Source organism: Glutamicibacter sp. BSL13 (assembly GCF_052928425.1).
This window is the reverse complement of the sequence record NZ_JAVGCZ010000014.1, coordinates 23,561-43,098: the sequence shown is the minus strand read 5'-3', so window position 1 is coordinate 43,098 and position 19,538 is coordinate 23,561. Positions and strand designations below refer to the sequence as shown.

Sequence of the window (19,538 nt, the reverse complement as noted above, 5' to 3'; positions counted from 1 at the left end):
GTCGGCTCCGGAAGCCGGGCGCCTACTTCGCCCCGTGGCGCAGCCGGCTGGGCCACCAGATGACGCGCCCGAACTCGTGGACCAGCGCCGGGACGAGCAGGGAACGCACCACCAGGGTGTCCAGCAGCACGCCGAAGGCCACGATGAAGCCCAGCTGGGCCAGGAACATGATCGGGATGACCCCCAGTGCTGCGAAGGTGGCGGCCAGCACCACTCCGGCGGAGGTGATCACCCCGCCGGTCACGGTCAGTCCGCGGCGCACGCCCTCCAGGGTGCCGTGGTGCAGGGCCTCTTCACGCACCCGGGTCATCAGGAAGATGTTGTAGTCCACGCCCAGGGCCACCAGGAACACAAAGCCGAACAGCGGCACCGCCGGGTCGGCCCCGGAGAAGTTGAACACGTGGTTGAACACCAGGGCGCTGACGCCCATGGCCGTGCCGTAGGAGAGCACCGTGGTGAGGATCAGCAGCACCGGGGCGATGATCGAGCGCAGCAGCAGCATCAGGATCACCAGGATCGCGGCCAGGATCAGCGGGATGATCTTGAACAGGTCCGCGGTGGCGGTCGCGTTCGTGTCCATCTGGGTGGCGGTGGTGCCGCCAACCAGCCCGTCCGGGTCCTGCTGGTGCACGGTGTCGCGCACCAGCTGCACGGTGTCCTTGGCCTGATCGGAGTCCGCCGCGTCGGCCAGGGTGATGGAGATCAGGGAGCGGCCCTCAACCACCTGCGGCTCGGCGCCGCGCTCGGCCATGGCCGGGCCGCCGTCCTCGGCCTGCAGGTAGGCCGAATCCACGCCGTCCAGGGCGCTCACATCCTTCAGGATGGCCTCGGCATCGGCTTCGTCCACGATGGCCACCGCCGGGGAGCCGCTGCCGCCCGGGAAGTGCCGGCCGAGCACCTCCTGGCCGTCGCGGGCCTCGGACTGGGAGGTGACCAGGTCACTTTGCGGCACCCCGCTGGCCTGGAGCTGGGTCATGCCCAACGCGCCGGCCAGCAGCACCACGCTGGTCACGATCCACACAATGCGGCTGTGCCGGTCAACGAAGGAGGCGATGCGCGCCCATAGTCCGCCGCTGGTCTTGGCGTGCTGGGCGTGGCCGGCCGGCTTGGGGGCGAAGGGCCAGTAGGCGGCCCGGCCCAGCAGGCCCAGGGCCGCGGGCAGGAAGCTGAGGGCGGCAATGATGGAGAAGATGATGCCGCTGGCGGCGATCGGCCCCAGCGCCTTGTTGGAGTTCAGGTCGGAGAACAGCAGGCACAGCAGGCCCACGGTCACTGTACCGCCGGAGGCGATGATCGGTTCCAGGCAGCCGCGCCAGGCGGTGGCCACCGCCTGCCAGCGCGACTGGCCCTGGCTCAGCGCTTCCTTGTGCCGCGCCACCAGCAGCAGCGAGTAGTCGGTGGCCGCGCCGATCACCAGGATGGAGAGGATGCCCTGGGACTGACCATCCAGCCGAATCCAGCCGGCGTCGGCCATGTAGTAGACCACCACAATCGCCGCGCACAGGGCGACCATGGCGGTCAGCAGCACGGTGAAGGGCAGCAGCACGGAACGATAGACCAGCAGCAGGATCACCAGCACCGCGCTGAGCGCCACGCCCAGCAGCACGCCGTCGATCCCGCCGAACGCCTCGATCAGGTCGGCATTGAACCCGGCCGGGCCGGTGACGTAGCCCTCGGCGCCCTGGGGCAGGTGCCCGTTGAGCAGCGCCCGCAGGCTCTCCACCCCGTCGTCGGCCTTGACCTCACTGGAGATCGGCACCAGCAGTTCCACCGCCTTGCCATCCTCGGCCAGGAACGGCCCGGTCACCTCCCCGTCGAGGTATTCAAAGGACTTCAGCTCTTCGGCCAGGGCCGTGCCGTCCTTGGCGTCCAGCCCGTCCTGGTTGGCCACGACCACCACGGCGGGGATGGCGTCACTGGTGCGGAACTTCTCCTGCCATTCCAGGGCCCGGGTGGCCTCCGCGTTGGCCGGCAGGAATGCGGCCTGGTCGTTGCTTTGCACGTCGGACAGCTTGCCAAAGGTCGGTCCGCCGATGCCGGCGACGGCCAACCAGATGATGACCAGCACCGCGGCCAGCAGGGCGCGCAGTCCGTTTTTGGGTTTGCCGTTTGCAGATGGTGCGCCGGTTCTCGAGGATGCCATGGCCGGTTTCCTTCGGGTCGAGGCCGCGCCGCGCCCGGTGCGCGGAGCGTGTGCCGTAGGGGTCAAACTAATTCCATCATCGAACTATATCATTGGTTATAGAATGTGCCTATGGACCCCACCCCTTCCTATGAACTCGTCCTGCAGCTGCAGCAGTTCGCCCAGGCCTCGGACCGCTACGTGGAGTCCACCGCCAGCGCCCACAGCTCGCACCGCACCGACATGAACGCGCTGGGCGTGATCATGCGCTACCAGCGCGCCGGGTCGCTGCCCTCACCCCGGGATCTGTCCCGGGAGCTACAGCTGAGCGCACCGGCCACGACCGCCATGCTCGACCGGCTGGAGCGGCTGGGCTACATTGAGCGCCGGCGCACCGATGCCGACCGGCGGGTGATCCGCATCGCCATGACCGAGCTCGCTCAATCCAGCGGGCAGGAAATGTTCGCCCCGCTGGCCCGCAAGCTGCACCAGGTCATCCAGGGATATCCCAGCGAGCAGGTCGAACTGATCACCCAATTCCTGCGCGAGGCCACCGCCGGGGTGGACGAGGTGCGCGAGGCTACCGCGTCACAAATCCCCACACGAAAACGCGCCTAGTCGCTCCGGCGATTACGCTGTTTCGGTGACTCTTCCCCTCTGGTTCTCCCTACTGGGTGCCGCGGTGGTCATCAGCTTCACCCCGGGCGCCGGGGCCATCAACACCATGAGCAACTCGATTCGGGTGGGCTGGCGCCGCTCGCTGTGGGGCATCATCGGCCAACAGCTGGCCCTGCTGATCCACGTGGCCATCGTGGCGGCCGGGGTAGGGCTGCTGGTCAGCCGTTCTCCGGTGCTCTTTGAGGTCATCCGCTATGCCGGTGCCGGCTACCTGGTCTACCTCGGGGTGCGCATGCTGCTGGCCCGTCCGCAACCGGAACAGCTGCAGGACGCAGCGCCCGCCGGGCGGCTGTACATGGTGCGTCAAGGCCTGCTGGTGAATCTGCTCAATCCCAAGGCGATCGTGTTTTTCCTGGCGCTGACCCCGCAGTTCATCCGGCCCGATGCGCCCCAGCTGCCCCAGTACCTGGTGTTCATGGCCACCATTGTCCTGGTGGATGTGCTGGTGATGTTCCTGTTCTTCGCCGCCATGGCCCGCACCTTCCAACGATTTACGGCCACCGTGCGCGGCGCGCGAATCCAGAACATTGTCTTTGGCACGCTGTTCATCTTCGTTGCGGTGCTGCTGGTGCTGGCGCGCTAGTGAATTGTTGTCGATTCGTTGCGCGCGCATCGGGGCGTCACCCTCGAATGTGTCGGCCAATTCACCCTAGACTTGTCTCATGTTCCGGATAATGACGGTGTGCACGGGCAACATCTGCCGCTCGCCCATGGCCGAATTCATGCTCAAGAACGCCCTGGAGGACGCGGGAATCGGCGACGTCGAGGTGTTCTCCCGCGCCGTGACCGACGGGGAGATCGGCAACCCCATTGACCAGCGCGCCGAAGCGACGCTGCGTTCCCACGGCCTGAGCGGTGAGGGACATGTGGCCAGCCAGCTCACGGCCGAGGAACTGGGGTCGGTGGACCTGATCCTGGCGCTGGACACCGACCATTTTGAGGCGCTGGTCCCGGATTTGTCGAACATCTCCCAGGAGCGGCGTCCGCAGCTGCGGATGCTGCGTTCCTTTGACCCGCAGTCCGCCGCACAGCCCCACGACGCGCAGGGCATCTATGACCCCTGGTACGGGGACGCCGCGGACTTTCGTGAAACCTGGAAGATGATTGCCGCCAGCCTGCCGGCGCTGGTCGACTACGTTCGGAGCAACACCGCCTCCCGTGGAAACCGTTAAACCACTGATTATCGCCCTGGACGGGCGCTCCGGGGCGGGCAAGAGCTCACTGGCTGCGGCCCTGGCCGCGGCCTGGGGACCCGAACGGGTTTCCATCCTGCACCTGGAGGACCTATACTACGGCTGGGATTCGCTGCAGGAAACCTGCACGCGCTATGCCGTGCTGCTGCGCCGGATCCGAGCGGGCCAGCCGGTGAGCTGGCCGCGCTGGGACTGGCAGGCCAACGCCCCGGCGGCCGAACACATCCACTTCACCCCCAGCGAGATTGTGCTCGTCGAAGGGGTGGGGGCCCTGTGCGCCGAAGCGGTATCGGAGATTGACCTGGGCATCTGGCTGCAGGCCGGGGCCACGGTACGCCGGGAACGCGCGCTGCGCCGCGACGGGGAGGTCTTCGCCCGGCACTGGGCGCGGTGGGCCGATCAGGAGCAGGACTACCTCAGCGCCGCAAACCCGGCAGCCACCGCCAACGTGCACCTGCGCTCCGATGCCCCCGACGAGGATGCTGCCCTGCACCAGCTGCGCCGGCTGGCGCGGTTCCTGCCCGCCCGGGTACGGGTCAAGCTGCCCGCCACCTGGCTGCGGGCCGCGGTGCGCCATGAGCGTGAGCTGCCGGTGCCCGGGGATGTGGCCGCCGTCTTTGAGTCGCTGGCCGAGCACTGCCGGCAGGCGGCACTGCTGGAATCCACCAGCCACCGGCTGCAGGACCCGTTGGGCCGCAACCGCTATACGGTGCTGGCCCTGGCCCAGGAACCGGAGGCAGCGCTGCTTTCGGCCACCGCGCAGGGCACCGAGCTGCGTTCGGGCAACGCGATGCTCCGGCTGGGCCCCGAGTTCTTTGCCGCCCTGGGCGGGATCTGGCCCTCGGAGACCGAGCCGGGGGCGGAGCCTGCCCCCGCGGCAGAGCCGCCGGCCCCGGACCCGCAATGGGTGGGCTACCTGGGCTATGAGCTCAAGCGCGAAGTGGGTGCGGCGGATGTGGCGGCCCGGCTGCCCGATGGTTCGCTGCGCCCGGACGCGCAGTTCTTTGAACCGGACACCGTGCTGATTGTTGATCACCTGCGCGCCCGGCTGACCGTGCGCGCCCCAGGCCACCTGCTGGAGCCGACCCTGGCCCGTCTGCAGCGGCTGCAGCTCAAGGTGCGGGAGCCCGGGCCGCTGCCGGTGCCGGTGTTCAGCTGCCGCGACACCCCCGAGCAGTACCGGGACAAGGTGCGCCGGGCGCAGCACGAAATCTGGCAGGGCAACAGCTATGAGGTGTGCCTGACCACCGAACTGCGCGCCACCGTGGAGCATTTCTCCGCCTTCGAGGCGTATAGCCGGTTGCGTGAATCCTCCCCGGCCCCGTTTGCGCACTACCTGCGCCTGGGCTCCCTGGAGGTGGCCAGCATCTCCCCGGAACGCTTCGTGAGCATCTCGGGCACCGGCAAGCTGCGCGCCGAACCGATCAAGGGCACCCGTCCGCGCGGTCAGGATCCCTCCAGCGATGCGGCGCTGCGTGAAGATTTGGCCTCCCATCCCAAGGACCGGGCGGAGAACATCATGATCGTGGACCTGCTGCGCAACGACCTGTCCCACCATGCGGTGCCCGGGACGTTGTCGGTCACCCGCTTGTGCGCCATCGAAAGCTACGCCACGGTGCACCAGATGGTCTCCACCATCGACGCGCAGCTGCGAGAACCGGCGCTGGCCGCCGCGGCGCTGCGCGAGGCCTTCCCGCCCGGGTCCATGACCGGGGCACCAAAACTGTCGACCATGCACATCCTGGACCGGCTGGAGGAAAACCGGGCGCGGGGACTGTACTCCGGGGCGGTGGGCTACCTGGGCGCAGATGGCGGCGCCGACCTGGCGGTGGTGATCCGCACCCTGGTCTGCGACCGGCTTGGGGACGGGTCCTGGCAGCTGAGTCTGGGATTGGGCGGGGCGATTACCGCGGACTCGGATCCGCAGGAGGAATGGGATGAGGTGCGCACCAAGTCGGTGGGCGTGCTCAGCGCCCTGGGGGCGCGCTTCCCGTACTAAGGGCGGTGCCGCTCCTACTGCAGGGTGGCGGTCAGCCGGGCGGCGTTGTCCACCCAGCGCTGCAGCCGCGGACGCTTCTCCCACTCCTCCAGGGTCAGTTCCTTGGAGATGCTGCGGTAGTGGGCCTGCACCTGGTTGACCTGATCCACCGTTTGCGCGCCGAGCAGCATGACCGAGATCTCCATGTTCAGGCTGAAGGATCGCATGTCCATATTCGAGGATCCCACGACCGCGACCTCGTCATCGACGGTGAAGCACTTGGCGTGCAGCACCATCGGGGCCGGGTACAGGTAGATGCGCACCCCGGCCTCCAGCAGCACCTGGTAATAGGACTGCTGGGCGTGGTGCACCAGGAACTGGTCCCCGGACTCGCATACGAACAAATCCACCTCAATGCCGCGCTGCGCCGCGGTGGTGATGGCGTAGAGCATTGAATCATCGGGCACAAAATAGGGGCTGGTGATCTTCAGGCGTTCGGAGGCCGAATAGATCAGCGTGTTGAACAGGCGCAGGTTGTTCTCATCCTCATACCCCGGCCCGCTGGGCACCACCTGGCCCACGGTCTCCCCCGGCACATCGCTGGCTGGCAGCGGGTAGCGGGCGTCGGTCAGGTCCTGCAGCACGTCATCGGTGTCGGCCTCCTGCCACCAGTCGGTGGCGAAGACCACGTCCAGGGAACGCACCAGCGGGCCGCGCACCTGGATCATCAGCTCCACCCATTCACGCCCCACCTTGTGCGAGCTGAGCCGCTTGTAGCCCGGCTCGATCAGGTTTTGGCTGCCGGTGAAGGCCACTTCCCCGTCCACCACCAGGATCTTGCGGTGATTGCGCAGATCCGGGCGGCGCCAGCGGCGCCGGAACGGGGCCACCGGCAGCATCCGCTTCCATTCGATGCCCGAATCCTTCAGCCGCCGCTTCAGCTGCCCGTACCCGGCCACCCGGGCGGTGCCCAGGTGGTCAAACAGCAGGCGCACCACCACCCCGCGCTTGACCGCGGCCTCCAGGGAATCCAGGACCGGGCCGACGAAGTCCGGGTCATCGCCCATGATGTAGAACTGGATGTGCACGAATGTCGTGGCCTTGTCGATCTCCTGGCGCATCGCCTCCAGCGAGGCACGGTAATCGGAGATCACCTCCACCTCGTTCCCGCCCTCCAGCGGCAGCGCCCCCAGGGTGCGGTTGAGCACCGCGGCGGACTCAATCCATTCCTCATCACTGTGGAATTCGACCGGCGAATCCATGTGGGAGGTGGCCTGCAGGATTGCCTCATTGGCGCGGCGCTGCTTCTCCAAGCGCCGGCGGGAGAGGCGCGGGTTGGCAAAGAGCAGGTAGAGGATCAGCCCCACGACCGGGATGAAGAAGATCGCCAGCAGCCAAGCCATGGCGGTGGTGGGCCGGCGGTTGCCCGGAACCACTCCGATCATCACGATACGCACCACGATGTCGAAGGTCACCGCCAGCGCCCAGACCGTCGGGCCCAGCTCCCGCAGGAAGTTCTCACCTAGCATCATGCGGCCAACTCCTGCCCTCGTGCTTTCCACCGGGGCGTCTTTCCCGCGGTCATCGTGCGTTTTGCCTATCGCTAGACTACCCAATTCCCCGGTTCAAGGCGGTGTCGGTTGCGGCGAGTTATCCGAAGCACCGGCGGGATTCGATAATCTAGTACCTATGAGTTCATTGGTTTTCCTCGATCCGTCCTATCCGGCCGGTCGACTGGCGGACATTAACGCGCCGCAACTGCCCGTGACCGCCCAGGGTGTTTCCCGTGGTGACGGTATCTTCGAATCGATGCTCTACAAGCACCAGAGCGTGCGCAAGATCGACGCGCACCTGGCCCGCCTGCAGTCCTCGGCCCAGCTGTGCGACCTGGAGATCCCCGACGAGATCCAGTGGCGTGCGGCCATTGACACCGCCATCGCGGACTTTGATGCCACCGGCGGGGCCGATGAGGCCGTGGTGAAGCTGGTGGCCGCCCGCGGGGACGCGGACAGCGACCCGGCCCTGTGCTGGGTGACCGTCACCCCGGCCCCGACGCTGGGCCAGGCCCAGCGGGATTCGGGTGTGGACGTGCTGCTGCTGGATCGCGGCTATGATTCGAAGATCGCCGAACGCGCGCCCTGGCTGCTGATGGGAGCCAAGACGCTGTCCTACGCGGTGAACATGGCGGCCCTGCGCTATGCGCGGGCCCACGGTGCCCATGATGTCATCTTCACCTCCTCCGACGGTGCGGTGCTGGAGGGCCCGACATCCACCGTGCTGATGGCCCAGCGAGATGGGCAGACCAAGCGCCTGCTCACCCCGCTGCTGGAAACCGGGATCCTGCCGGGCACCACCCAGGCGGCGATCTTCGCTGCCGCCGCGGAGGCCGGCTGGGAGTTGGGGTATGGTCCGCTGCGTCCCGAGGACCTCTACCAGGCCGACGTACTGTGGCTGGTTTCCTCGGTGCGCCTGCTCACCCCGGTGAATTCGCTGGACGCCAAGCCGCTGCGCTTCGACGCCGAACTGCACGCGGAGCTGAGCGAACTGGCCGATCACCTGGCCTAACCGAGCACGCAAAAACGGGGGGAGCAGTCCATGGACTGCTCCCCCCGTTTTTGGTGCGCTATCCCCAGACCAGGCTCCAGGTCCCGGCCAGCACGGCGGCGGCCACCGCCAGCGCCCCCACCCCGAGCCCGGCACCGATCACCAGCACGTCACGCCCCCCGAAGTCCGGGGTGCGCAACCAGCTGCGCCGCCCGGCGCCGAAGCCCTTGGCTTCCATGGTGATGGCCAGTCGCCCGGCCCGGCGGATCGCCTGCACCAGCAGGGCCAGCACCTGCCCCAGGTTCGCGCGCAGGCGCTGGGCCGGGGACCCGAAGTTCCCCACCCCGCGTGCCCGGCGGGCCAGGGTCAAGGTGGTGAACTCCTCCACCAGCAGGCCCAGCAGCCGCATTCCGGCCAGCGCCCCGAGCACGAAGCGGTGCGGCACGCGCAGCTGCTGGGACAGGGCCGAGCCCAGGTCGGAGGGGTTGGTGGTGCTCAGCAGCAGCACCATCGGCACGGCCATCGCCATGGCGCGCATGCCGGTGGCGATGCCGCCGGCCAGGGAGCCCTCGGTGATGGTGAAGACCCCCAGGTCCAGCAGCAGCGCCCCGGAATCCTCCCCGACCAGGCTGATCCCCCAGGCGGCGGTCAGCCCGGCCAGCAGCAGCGGCCAGGCGCGCAGCAGGAAACGTGGGATGCTCAGCCGCGCCAGCGGCAGCATCAGCAGGGTCGCGGTGATCACCACCAGGCCCGAGACCCAGTCAATGGTGGCCACCAGCGGGATGGTGGTGGCCACGATCGCCGCCAGCTTCGCCAGCGGGTTGCGCCGGGCCAGCCAGCTGTCGCCCACCGCGGATCCCAGCAGCGGGTCCGGCCCGGGGGCCTCGGCCCGCGGGGCGGGGGCCTGCAGCTCAAGTTCCCGGGCGCCCAACGCCCGGGCGAAGTGCCCGTCATGGGTCACCGCGATCACGGCGGTGCCCTGCTCGATCACCTCGATGAGCAGCTCGGCCACCTCCCGCCAGGTGTTCGCGTCCTGCCCGAAGGTCGGCTCATCCAGGATCAGCACATCCGGGCTGGCGGCCAACACCGTGGCCACCGAGAGCCGGCGCTTCTCCCCGCCGGAAAGCGTGTACGGGTTCGCCTCGGCCAGGTGGTCCAACCGCAGCCGGGTCAGCAGCGCGGCGGTGCGTTCGGCGATCTGCTGTTCATCAAGCCCGGTGCCGTCCTGCCCATCCCGTTCCCCCTTCGCCCGGCGCGGCCCGTAGGCCAGTTCGTCGGCAACGCTCTGGGTGACAAACTGGTGTTCGGGCTCCTGGAAGACCGTGCCGATGCGGGCCACCAACTGCCCGGCCCGCCAGAGGAATGGCTTGTCCCCCGCCTCACCGGCCAACAGTTCAGTGGCGTGCAGCCGGCCGCTGGCCGGCTCCAGCAGCCCGCCCAGGGTCAGCGCCAGGGTCGACTTGCCCACCCCGTTCGCGCCGCGGATCACCAGTGCGCCGCCGGCGGGCAGTTCCAGGTCCACCGCCGCGGTCAACGGGGCCTTCTTTGAACGCCTGGCCTGCAGCGCGTTGGCCCGCAACAGGCCACCGCCCGGACTGGTGCGTGGGGTACGGGTGTGCGGGACGTAGCCGGGCACCCAGATCCCGGCCTCGGCCAGCTCCCGGCGCAGCGGCTGGTCGCTCAGCAGCGCCTGCGGGGCCACGTCATGGCTGATCCCGCCGCCGGGCTCCAGCACCAGCACCCGGTCCACGTGTTCCACCCAGGTCTCCACCCGGTGCTCGACCACGATCAGGGTCGCTGCCGTGCGCTCGGCGGCGTTGAGCACCGCGTCGCGTACCCCCAACGCGCCCTCCGGGTCAATGTTGGCGGTGGGTTCATCCAGCAGCATCAGCCCCGGGCGCATGGCCAGGATCCCGGCCAGGGCCAGGCGCTGCTTCTGTCCCCCGGACAGCTGCTGGGTGGGGTGTTCCGGCGCCAGCTGGCCCAACCCGACCGCCTCCAGTGCCAGGGGAATGCGCCGGGAAATCTCCTGCGGGTCCACCCCGAGGTTTTCCGCCCCGAAGGCCACGTCGTCTTCCACCCGGGCCTGCACGATCTGGGTTTCCGGGTCCTGCTGCATCAGGCCCACACCCTGGCGCGGCCCGAACGCGTCCTGCTCCCCCACCAGCAGCTGCCCGGTGCACCCGGCCAGCTCGGTAACATCCAGGACCCCGGCCATGGCGTGCAGCAGCGTGGATTTGCCCGCGCCGCTGGGTCCCAGCAGCAGCACCCGCTGCCCGGCCGGAATCTCCAGATCCAGGGCGTGCAGGGCCGGTTGCTGCCGGTCGGCGTGCTTCCAGCCGAACCCGCGCGCGCTCACGGACAGGGCACCGGATTCCAGCTGGGGCAGCGCGGCGTGGTTCGTGATGCCGGCGGTCATTGCTTCGCCCGCCCAAAGACCGGTTCGCGGTTCGCCCTGCGGCTGGGCAGCGCGGAAAGCGCCCCGGTGGCCGCCAGCGCGCGGGTGGCGAAGTAGGACAGGATGCCGGCAATCACCAGGCCGGAGAGGCTCATCGCCGCCACGTGGAAAAGCTTCATGCTCGCGGTGTATTCCGCGTAGTAGGCCATCAGGTAGGCCTCGCTTAGCGCACCGAACAGTCCGGCGCCCAACCCCGCCAGCATCGCCACCCCAAGGCTCCACACCCGGTAGCGGAAGAGCGCGAACACCACCTCGGCGCCCAGCCCCTGGACAATGCCGGAAACCAGCACGGTGATGCCCCACTGCGAGCCCAGCAGCGCGGAGATCACCGCGGCCAGCAGTTCACAGTACAGGGCGGCGCCGGGCTTGCGGATGATCAGGGCCCCGAGCACTGCCGGGAAGAGCCACATCCCGGCCACGAAGGCGCTAGCCGGCGGGAAGGCCACAAAGGCCAGGGAAATGAAGCCGTAACCGGCGTTCCAGCCCCAGAACACCACGCCCGAAGCCACGGCGATCACCGAGGCGACGACGATGTCGGCGACCTTCCACGAGCTGCTGGCCCGCAACGGTGTTGTTGTCACTTGAATATCCTCCTGAATCAGGAGGGGAGCATGTATGCGAACCGGGGCGCGTCCCCGGGGGCATACCTGAGATTCTCGACTTCCTTCGCCGGTACTAGCCGGGGCAGGTTCGAGGGTCTGCGATCTATCGCACTCTCAGCGTCTTTTACCCTTACGCCTGCCGTGACGCGCCTGGCGGCACGGCAGCGGGCTGGTATGACGCTCCCCTGTCGGTTTATGTCTGCGTTGCCACCATACCCCAGGATGCCGGTCGGGCAGAACCCGCACCGGCGACCGGTTTGAGGCGGACGTCATATTGCTCTTGCTCCCGCGGCCAGGCGCCGCCTAGCGGGAGCGGGTGAGCACCGGTTCCCGGTGGGCCCGGCGGCTGGGCAGGGAGGCCAAGGCACCGGTGTTGGCCAGCATGCGGGTGAGGAAGAACGAGCAGATCCCGGCGATCAGCAACCCGGAGACGCTCATCGCCGCCACATGAAACAGCTTCATCCCGGGGGTATAGTGCACGAAGTGGGCGGTGATGTAGGCACCGTTGAGGGCGCTGAGGAAGCCGGAGCAGAAACCGGCCAGCATGGCGGCGGACAGGTTCCACACCCGGTAACGCAAGAGCGCGAACACCAGCTCGGCGCCCAGCCCCTGCAGCAGCCCGGAGACCAGCACCGTCAGTCCCCAGTGGGTGCCCAGCAGGGCCTCGATGATGGCGGCCAGCAGTTCGCAGTACAGTGCCGCACCGGGCTTGCGAATGATCAGCGCCCCGAGGACCGCGGGGAACAGCCACATGCCCGAGAGCAGCGCGCTGGCCGGCGGGAACGCGGCGAAGGCCAGCGTCACGAAACCGTAACTGGCGCTCCACGCCCAGAACACCACGCCCGAGGCCACGGCGATGACCGAGGCGATCACGATGTCCGCGACCTTCCATGAGGTGCCGCCGGTTCGCTTGGTTGTTGCCATTTTCTTCCATCCTCCTGGTTCAGGAGGGGAGCACATGCGGATGCGCAGGGAGCTGTCCCTGCCGCACATCTGAGATTCTCGACTTCCTTCGCCGGTACTAGCCGGAGCAGGTTCGAGGGTCTGCGATCTATCGCACTCTCAGCGTCTTCCACCGGTCCCGGCCACCGGCGTTTGCTGCGCGGTGAGCCTCGGGGACGGTATGACGCTCCCCTGTCGTTTCTTGTCAGCAGATTGCGCCGGCGATCCGTGGATCACCCGATGCCATGTCTGCGATGCCACCATAGCTCAGGATATGCTTTCGATAGAAAGAGAAGTCCCCATGCGAACAGGAGCGCGAAGAATGAAACCAATGATGAAGCTGCTCGCCACCGGCATTTCCCTGGGAGCCGGGTTTGTCGGCAGCAAGCTGGTGGACCGCTTGTGGAAGGGATTCACCGGCAATGACGCCCCGCGCCACGGCCAGGAAGCCGAAGCCGAAGCCTCGATGCGCCAGGCCCTGGCGTTCGCCGTCTTCTCCTCCGTGGTGGCCGCAATCATCCAGGTCCTCACCGACCGCGGCACCCGCAAGGCGCTGGCCAAGCTGAACAAGTAGTTCCCCGGCGTTTGCGCCGTGGACAGGCAGGGCCTCGGAGCACCGTGATGCGGTGCTTCGAGGCCCTTGTTCGTGGTGCCGGCAGTGGCGCTAGTCCTTGTTCTGGCGGCTGGCGTTCTCCACCACGGTGCGCAGTTCGTCGCTGTACAGCGTTTCGCGCTTCACGTGCTTGGTGCGGTACCCGGAACGGCCAATCATGTGCGCGGAGACCGGTGCGGTCAGCAGCTGCACGCCCCAGGCCAGGGCGAGCACCGGCACCACCTGCCAGGAGCGCAGGTGGATGGCCAGCCCGATGAACAGCAGCAGGAAGCCAAGCACCTGCGGCTTGGTGGCCGCATGCATCCGGGTGAGCAGGTCGGGGAAGGTCAACAGGCCTATGCCGGCGATCAATGACATCAGCGAGCCGACGATCATGCAGCCGGCGGCCACAATGTCCAGGAACTGATCCATCACGCATTCCTCTGGTCGGAAACGAACCGGGAGACGGTGACCGAGCTGATGAAGCCGATGGCGCAGGCGATCACCACGAACAGGATGTGGTTGGTGTGCCGGTTCAGGTACATTTCCAGGCACAGGGCGGCGGAGATGATCAGCAGCATCACATCCAGGGCCAGCACCCGGTCCAGGATGGAGGGTCCGCGGGCGACCCGGATCAGGCAGGCCACCGCACCCACCGAGAGCAGCACTCCGCTGATTCCCACGATGATGTAGCTCAACGCTTTGCCTCCTTGGCCTTCTGGCGGGCGCGCTGGGCGATGTCCTTGCGCACCTGCTTGACGTACTCGTACTCGTCGTGGCTGCCGATGGCCATGATCACCCGCCGTTCGATTTCATGGATCTTCGCCCGGGAGCGGGCGACCTTGATGGCGTTGGAGGCGTTGAGGTAATGCAGGTACAGGGTGGAGCTGCGCCGGTCCACCTCCACCACGAACGATCCGGGGATCAGGGTCAGCACGTGCCCGACCGTGGTGACGATCAGGTCCGAGTCGGTGTGCAGGCGCACCGCGATGATGGAGCTGCGGGTCTTCTGGCGCCGGAAAAGCGCCAGGTAGGAAACCTCCAGGCTGGCCGCCACCACCTGCATGATGAACCAGCCGAGCAGCAGGAAGCAGTACCACGGGTTGATGCGCCCCGACAGGCGCACCGGGGGCAGCGGGAACAGGGCGACCAGCAGCAGGGACAGCAGCGCCCCCACGATTAGGGTTCCGGGGGTGAAGTCCTGCCACAGCGCGCCCCAGACCAGGGTCATGAACAGCAGCAGCGGCCACTCCTGGCGCAGTGTGGCGCGGTTGCGCTGGCCCGAGGCCTCATCCAGCGCGTCGGCGATGCGCTGGTCGCGTGGCTCGTCAATACGTTTTGGCATGTGTCCTTCCCCTTTAGCCTGGCGGCAGAACCGCGGTGATGTAGGGGGCCCGGCTCAGCAGCTCGGCGGCCACCCTCTGACAGAAGGCAAAGAGCGGTCCGGCGAACACGGTCAACGCCACCCCGGCGGCGACCAGGGCCCCGGTGGAGTAGCGCATCCCCCAGGGCAGGAACTTCGCCTCCATCTGCCGGGCGAGCCTGGCCCCCAGGATCGGCCCCTGATTGCCCGAGGACTGGATCAGTTCGGTCATCTCCTTGGACTGGTCCACCAAGGACGCCTGCGGGTCCTCCGCCTCGGCCGCCCGGCGCCAGAAGGCGCGGGCCCAGACGCGGATGATGGCCAGCAGGGTCAGCAGGCTGGTCAGCAGCCCGGCGGCGATCACCGCCCAGTTCAGTGCCCCGCCCTGTTCGGTCGCGGCGTGCAGCAGCCCGAACTTGCCCAGGAACCCTGAGAATGGCGGGATGCCGCCCAGATTGATGGCCGGGATGAAGAACAGCACCGCCAATGCCGGGGAAAGGCGGGCCAGGGATCCCAGTTCGGTGATGTTCGCGGTGCCGGCTCGCCGTTCAATCAGCCCGGCGACCATGAACAGGGAGGTCTGCACGATGATGTGGTGGCCCACGTAGTAGATCGTGGCGGCGATCGCGGTTTCGGTGCCGACCGCGATCCCGAAGATCAGGTAGCCGATGTGGCTGGTCAGCGTGAAGGAGAGCATGCGCTTGAAGTCCGACTGGGCCAGCGCACCGAAGATGCCGATCACCATGGTCAGCGCCGAGACCACCAGCAGCACCGAGTTCACTTCCCCGCCCGGAAACAGCAGCGTCTCGGTGCGCACGATCGCGTACACGCCCACCTTGGTCAAGAGTCCGGCGAACACGGCGGTCACCGGGGCCGGGGCGGTCGGGTAGGAGTCCGGCAGCCACAGCGAGAGCGGGAACACGGCGGCCTTGATGCCAAAGGCGATCAGCAGGAAGCTGTGCAGGATCAGCTTTGTCCCCGAATCCAGGTCGGCCAGCTTCAGCGCCAGGTCCCCCATGTTCACCGTGCCGGTAGCCGCATAGATCAACGCGATCGCGGTCAGGAACAGCACCGAGGAGACCACGGAGACCACCACATAGGTGATGCCCGAGCGGATCCGTTCGGCGGTGCCGCCCAGGGTGAGCAGCACATAGCTGGCGGTGAGGAAGATTTCGAAGCCCACGTAGAGGTTGAACAAGTCCGCTGCCATGAACGCGTTGGACACCCCGGCCAGCAGGATCAGGTAGGCCGGGTGGAAAATCGAGACCGGACCGTGCTCATCCCCGTCGGCCATCCCCTGACTGGTGGCGAACAGCAGCACCGCCAGGGACACCACGGTGGAGACCAGCAGCATGAACGCGCTGAATCCGTCCACCACCAGGGCTATGCCGGTGGGGGTGTCCCACCCGGCGATGGTGATCGCGTAGGTCTGCCCGTTCCAGGTGGCCGCCAGCATCCCGACCTCCAGCAACAGCGTGGTGCACAACACCCCGATGGTGATGATCCGCTGCCAGCGCACCTTGCGCCGGGCCAGGAAGGTCGCGCCGGCGCCCAAGATCGGCAGGATGACCGCCAGCGGGGCCAGGGACATGAGCTGTTGCATCTATTCCTCCCCCTCGCGGATCGGTCGGCCTTCCTCATCGACGAATTCGGTGGTGTCTTCCTCCACGGGAGCGTCCTCTTCTTCGTCGTAGGCACTGGCCTGGGAGACGCGGATATCTTCTTCATCGTCCCGCACGGTATCGGCGTTGGTCAGCGACCAGGACCGGTAGATCAACGCGAGCAGGAACGCGGTCACTGCGAAGGTGATGACAATGGCGGTCAGGATCAGCGCCTGCGGCAGCGGATCCGAGTACTCATCGGCCGGCAGGTCCGGCTGAAACAGCGGGGCCTTGCCCATCCTCCCGCCGGCGGTGAGGATCAGCAGGTTCACCGCGTTGCCCAGCACCACGATGCCCAGCAGCACCCGGGTCAGGGTGCGTTCCAGCACCAGGTAGTAGCCCACCGCCAACAGCACGCCGGTGATGACCAGGAAGGTGATGTTCACACTCACCGGCCCACCCCCGTCTGGTAGCTGGCCACCACATCATGGCGGGCCACCGGGGAGCGGCCCTCGGAGAGCTGGTCGATTTCGCTGCCCAGGGATCGCAGCACGTCCTGCACCAGGCCGAGCACCACCAGATACACTCCAATGTCGAAGAAGGTTGAGGTCACGAACTTGTGTTCGCCAAACAGCGGAAGGCTGAACTGCCAGACGTAGGTGCTGAACACCGGGTCCCCCGCCAACAGCGGAATGATGCCGGAGCAGGCCGCCACGGCCAGCCCGCCACCGATCAGGATGTTCGGGGAGACGCGCATCGATTCGGCCAGCTCCACCCGCCCGCCGGCCAGGTAGCGGATGGTCAGCGCCAGCCCGGCCAGCAGCCCGCCGGCGAAACCGCCGCCGGGGTTGTTGTGCCCGGTGATCAAGGTGAACACGCTCAACAGCAGGATCGAATGGAAGATCAGGCGGGTGACCACTTCAAAGACGATGGAGCGGCGTTCGGCGACCAGCGTGTGCCCGGCGATCAGCCAGTCCTCATTGTCCGAGGTGGCGAACTTGCGGGCCAGATCCAGGCGGGCCTGGCCGAATTCGCCGGTGGACATGGCCTCCGAACCGTGGTCGATGGAACCGCTTTCCACCTCGCGGGCACGCAGCCGGCGACGGGAGGGCACCGCCACGAAGATCAGTGAGGCCACCCCGGTGGCCGCGGCGGCCAGCACGGTGATTTCCCCGAAGGTATCCCACACGCGCAGGTCCACCAGGGTCACGTTGACAATGTTTGAGCCATAGCCCTCGTGGTAGGCCAGGTCCGGGAAGGCCAGCGAGATCGGCGCCTCCTGGCGCGCCGCCATCATTCCGATGGCAACATATACGGTCATCAGCGCCAGGGCGGTGGCCAGGACGGCCCGTCCCAGCTTGATCCGGGAGATGCCCACCCACAGCCGCTTGGGCAGGGCGCGCAGGGCCAGCACGAACGCGACCAGCACAATGGTCTCCACCAGCAGCTGGGTCAGCGCCAGGTCCGGTGCGCCCTGCAGCGCGAAGATGGCGACCATGCCAAAACCGGTCACCGAGACCATCAGCACCGCCATGAAACGCTTCGAGGCGCGGATCGCCGCGATCGCCCCGACGATCATGATGGCGCCGATGACGATCTGGGCGGGATGGTCGGCAATCACCCACTGATCGGGCCAGGGGGTGGGCACGGTCAGGGCGATGCTCAGCGGAACCACCATCGCCACGGCCAGGATCACGCCCAGGTAGAAGGAGAGCGAACCACGCTGGGTCCGCCCGGTCACCCAGATCGCCAATTCGTCGGTCAGGTTCACGATGCCGCGGTAGGCTTCCTCCGCGGCCGGCAGCCGGCGGTGCAGGCGGGCCGAATAATCCGCCCGCGCCCGTCCCACGAACAGCAGCACACCGCCGAGCACGGCCAGGACGCTGAGACCCAGGGCCGGGGTGAAGCCGGCCCACAGGGCCAGGTGCACCTCGATCGGCTGCGGGTAGAGCCCGGCGGCGTGCTTCACCAGCGGCTCCACCAGGCCGGGCAGCACGCCCAGCACCACGGTTCCGGCGGTGAGCACCAGCAGCGGGGCCAGGAAGATCAGCGAGGGGCGCTTGCAGGCGGTGGGCTGCATGCCGCGCTTGCGTCCAAAGGCGCCAAGCACGAAGCGCAGCGAGTAGGCCACGGTCAGGCCCGTGCCGAGCACAATGCCGGCCACCGGGAGCCAGGCCAGCGGCCCGCCCTGGTGCAGCAGCGCGTCGAACACCGATTCCTTGGCCACGAACCCGTACAACGGCGGGATCCCGGCCATGGACGCGGCGGCCAGGGTGGCCACGGTGGCCAACACCGGCATGCTGCGTCCCAGCCCGGAAAGCTTGCGGATGTCACGGGTTCCGGTGTTGTGGTCCACGATGCCCACGGCCAGGAACAAGGTGGCCTTGAACAGCCCGTGCGCCAGGGTCAGGGCCAGGGCGGCAAAGGCGGCATCGGCGTTGCCCAGCCCGAAGATGGAAATGATGAACCCCAGCTGGGAGACGGTGCCGAAGGCCAGGATCAGTTTCAAGTCGTATTGCTTCAGCGCCCGGTAGCCGCCGATGATCATGGTCAGGATGCCGATGCCCACGGCCAGCGGCCCCCAGAACATCGTCTCGGAAAAGCCCGGGGCCAGGCGGGCCACCAGGTAGACACCGGCCTTGACCATGGCCGCAGCGTGCAGGTAGGCGGAGACCGGGGTGGGGGCGGCCATCGCGCCGGGCAGCCAGAAGTGGAAGGGCACCAGCGCCGACTTGGACAGCGCGCCAAGCAGCACCAGGGCCACGGCCACGTCAATGTGTCCGCCCATGGCGCTCAGCTGCGGGGCCGCCGCCACAATGTCTGAAAGCCGGTAGCTGCCGGTGGAGGTCCCCAGGATCAGCAGACCGCCGAGCATGGCCAGCCCGCCGAAGGTGGTGACGATCAGGGCATTCATGGCCGAGCGGCGTGCGGTGATCAGCGCCTGGCTGAAGCCGATCAGCAGGTAGGAAAGCACTGAGGTGATTTCCCAGAAGATGAACATGATGATCACGTCATCGGCGGTGACCAGCCCGGTCATGGCCCCGGCGAAGGCGACCAGCTTGGCCGCGAACGGGCCCACGCCCATGTCGTCGTTCTTGAAGTAGCGGGCACAGTAGACCAGCACCAGGGCGCCGACCCCGAGGATCAGCAGCAACAGCACCGCGGTCAGCGTGTCCAGGCGGAAGTCCAGGTTTACCAGGAACCCGGGGATCCAGGGGATCTGGATTGAGGGCGGGGCGTTCGGCAGCCCGTTGGCCAGGCTGGGATCGGAGGCCAGCACCTGCGGGAACCGGGTGAGCAGCCAGATGAATCCCATTGCGGGAACTACGGCGACAATATAGAACCCATTGCGTCGGAAAATCCGAAAAATCAAAGGGCAGAGCGCAGCAGTTGCGAAAAGCGCAATGAGAATAATTAACACACGTCTCCTCTGTCGACTTGTATGGGGCAGAGTCCGACGATTTA

At 67.5% G+C, this 19,538-nt stretch carries 17 protein-coding genes and 2 riboswitches; of the genes, 6 read left to right on the top strand and 11 right to left on the bottom strand.

Annotated features, from left to right (window positions below):
* Positions 1–22: 22 nt before the first annotated feature.
* Positions 23–2,143, bottom strand: coding sequence for an MMPL family transporter (locus RCJ92_RS04320; protein WP_446753852.1), 2,121 nt, complete (start codon positions 2,141–2,143; stop codon positions 23–25).
* 111 nt (positions 2,144–2,254) lie between these two features.
* Here RCJ92_RS04320 and RCJ92_RS04315 point away from each other — a divergent pair, with 111 nt between their 5' ends.
* The 4 genes from RCJ92_RS04315 to RCJ92_RS04300 all read left to right on the top strand — a co-directional run bounded on the left by RCJ92_RS04315 (position 2,255) and on the right by RCJ92_RS04300 (position 5,992).
* Positions 2,255–2,740 (top strand): MarR family winged helix-turn-helix transcriptional regulator, encoded by a 486-nt coding sequence (locus tag RCJ92_RS04315; protein ID WP_138176764.1) that lies wholly within the window; start codon positions 2,255–2,257, stop codon positions 2,738–2,740.
* 25 nt (positions 2,741–2,765) lie between these two features.
* Positions 2,766–3,383, top strand: coding sequence for a LysE family transporter (locus RCJ92_RS04310; RefSeq protein WP_054821587.1), 618 nt, complete (start codon positions 2,766–2,768; stop codon positions 3,381–3,383).
* 79 nt (positions 3,384–3,462) lie between these two features.
* Positions 3,463–3,972, top strand: coding sequence for a low molecular weight protein-tyrosine-phosphatase (locus tag RCJ92_RS04305; protein WP_138176758.1), 510 nt, complete (start codon positions 3,463–3,465; stop codon positions 3,970–3,972).
* Positions 3,959–5,992: a chorismate-binding protein gene (locus RCJ92_RS04300; RefSeq protein ID WP_446753851.1), complete on the top strand. Its 2,034-nt coding sequence runs from the start codon at positions 3,959–3,961 to the stop codon at positions 5,990–5,992. Before RCJ92_RS04305 ends, RCJ92_RS04300 begins: the two co-directional genes overlap by 14 nt.
* A 14-nt stretch (positions 5,993–6,006) precedes the next feature.
* Here the strand turns inward: RCJ92_RS04300 and cls are convergent, their stop codons facing one another.
* Positions 6,007–7,500: a cardiolipin synthase gene (gene cls / locus RCJ92_RS04295; protein WP_138177564.1), complete on the bottom strand. Its 1,494-nt coding sequence runs from the start codon at positions 7,498–7,500 to the stop codon at positions 6,007–6,009.
* A gap of 160 nt (positions 7,501–7,660) precedes the next feature.
* On the opposite strand from cls, the gene RCJ92_RS04290 reads away from it, so the two are divergent.
* Positions 7,661–8,536 (top strand): aminodeoxychorismate lyase, encoded by an 876-nt coding sequence (locus RCJ92_RS04290; protein WP_343831988.1) that lies wholly within the window; start codon positions 7,661–7,663, stop codon positions 8,534–8,536.
* Between the two features lie 58 nt (positions 8,537–8,594).
* Here the strand turns inward: RCJ92_RS04290 and RCJ92_RS04285 are convergent, their stop codons facing one another.
* From RCJ92_RS04285 to RCJ92_RS04275, 3 genes are all read right to left on the bottom strand, one after another.
* Positions 8,595–10,934 carry an ATP-binding cassette domain-containing protein gene (locus RCJ92_RS04285; RefSeq protein ID WP_446753850.1) on the bottom strand — a complete coding sequence of 780 codons (2,340 nt, stop codon included), beginning with the start codon at positions 10,932–10,934 and terminating at the stop codon, positions 8,595–8,597.
* Positions 10,931–11,554 carry an ECF transporter S component gene (locus RCJ92_RS04280; protein ID WP_446753849.1) on the bottom strand — a complete coding sequence of 208 codons (624 nt, stop codon included), beginning with the start codon at positions 11,552–11,554 and terminating at the stop codon, positions 10,931–10,933. Before RCJ92_RS04280 ends, RCJ92_RS04285 begins: the two co-directional genes overlap by 4 nt.
* Before the next feature lie 63 nt (positions 11,555–11,617).
* Positions 11,618–11,772, bottom strand: a riboswitch (TPP riboswitch).
* 106 nt (positions 11,773–11,878) lie between these two features.
* Complete coding sequence (locus RCJ92_RS04275) at positions 11,879–12,499, bottom strand: ECF transporter S component (RefSeq protein ID WP_138926690.1); 621 nt, start codon at positions 12,497–12,499, stop codon at positions 11,879–11,881.
* A 66-nt stretch (positions 12,500–12,565) separates the two neighbouring features.
* Positions 12,566–12,721: riboswitch (TPP riboswitch) on the bottom strand.
* 127 nt (positions 12,722–12,848) lie between these two features.
* Here RCJ92_RS04275 and RCJ92_RS04270 point away from each other — a divergent pair.
* On the top strand, positions 12,849–13,091 hold the full coding sequence (locus RCJ92_RS04270) for a DUF4235 domain-containing protein (protein ID WP_349291713.1): 243 nt from the start codon (positions 12,849–12,851) through the stop codon (positions 13,089–13,091).
* Between the two features lie 90 nt (positions 13,092–13,181).
* On the opposite strand, the gene mnhG is transcribed toward RCJ92_RS04270, so the two are convergent.
* The 6 genes from mnhG to RCJ92_RS04240 are packed head-to-tail and all read right to left on the bottom strand — an operon-like array spanning position 13,182 to position 19,494.
* Positions 13,182–13,541 carry a monovalent cation/H(+) antiporter subunit G gene (gene mnhG / locus RCJ92_RS04265; protein WP_446753848.1) on the bottom strand — a complete coding sequence of 120 codons (360 nt, stop codon included), beginning with the start codon at positions 13,539–13,541 and terminating at the stop codon, positions 13,182–13,184.
* Positions 13,541–13,807 (bottom strand): monovalent cation/H+ antiporter complex subunit F, encoded by a 267-nt coding sequence (locus RCJ92_RS04260; RefSeq protein WP_138176739.1) that lies wholly within the window; start codon positions 13,805–13,807, stop codon positions 13,541–13,543. The genes mnhG and RCJ92_RS04260 overlap by 1 nt, the downstream gene beginning before the upstream one ends.
* Positions 13,804–14,454 (bottom strand): Na+/H+ antiporter subunit E, encoded by a 651-nt coding sequence (locus RCJ92_RS04255; RefSeq protein WP_138176736.1) that lies wholly within the window; start codon positions 14,452–14,454, stop codon positions 13,804–13,806. Before RCJ92_RS04255 ends, RCJ92_RS04260 begins: the two co-directional genes overlap by 4 nt.
* A gap of 13 nt (positions 14,455–14,467) precedes the next feature.
* On the bottom strand, positions 14,468–16,075 hold the full coding sequence (locus tag RCJ92_RS04250) for a Na+/H+ antiporter subunit D (protein WP_138176732.1): 1,608 nt from the start codon (positions 16,073–16,075) through the stop codon (positions 14,468–14,470).
* Positions 16,076–16,525 (bottom strand): Na(+)/H(+) antiporter subunit C, encoded by a 450-nt coding sequence (locus RCJ92_RS04245; protein ID WP_054821137.1) that lies wholly within the window; start codon positions 16,523–16,525, stop codon positions 16,076–16,078.
* Entirely contained in the window at positions 16,522–19,494 is a 2,973-nt protein-coding gene (locus tag RCJ92_RS04240) for a Na+/H+ antiporter subunit A (RefSeq protein WP_446753847.1), read from the bottom strand. Before RCJ92_RS04240 ends, RCJ92_RS04245 begins: the two co-directional genes overlap by 4 nt.
* Between the last annotated feature and the right edge of the window lie 44 nt (positions 19,495–19,538).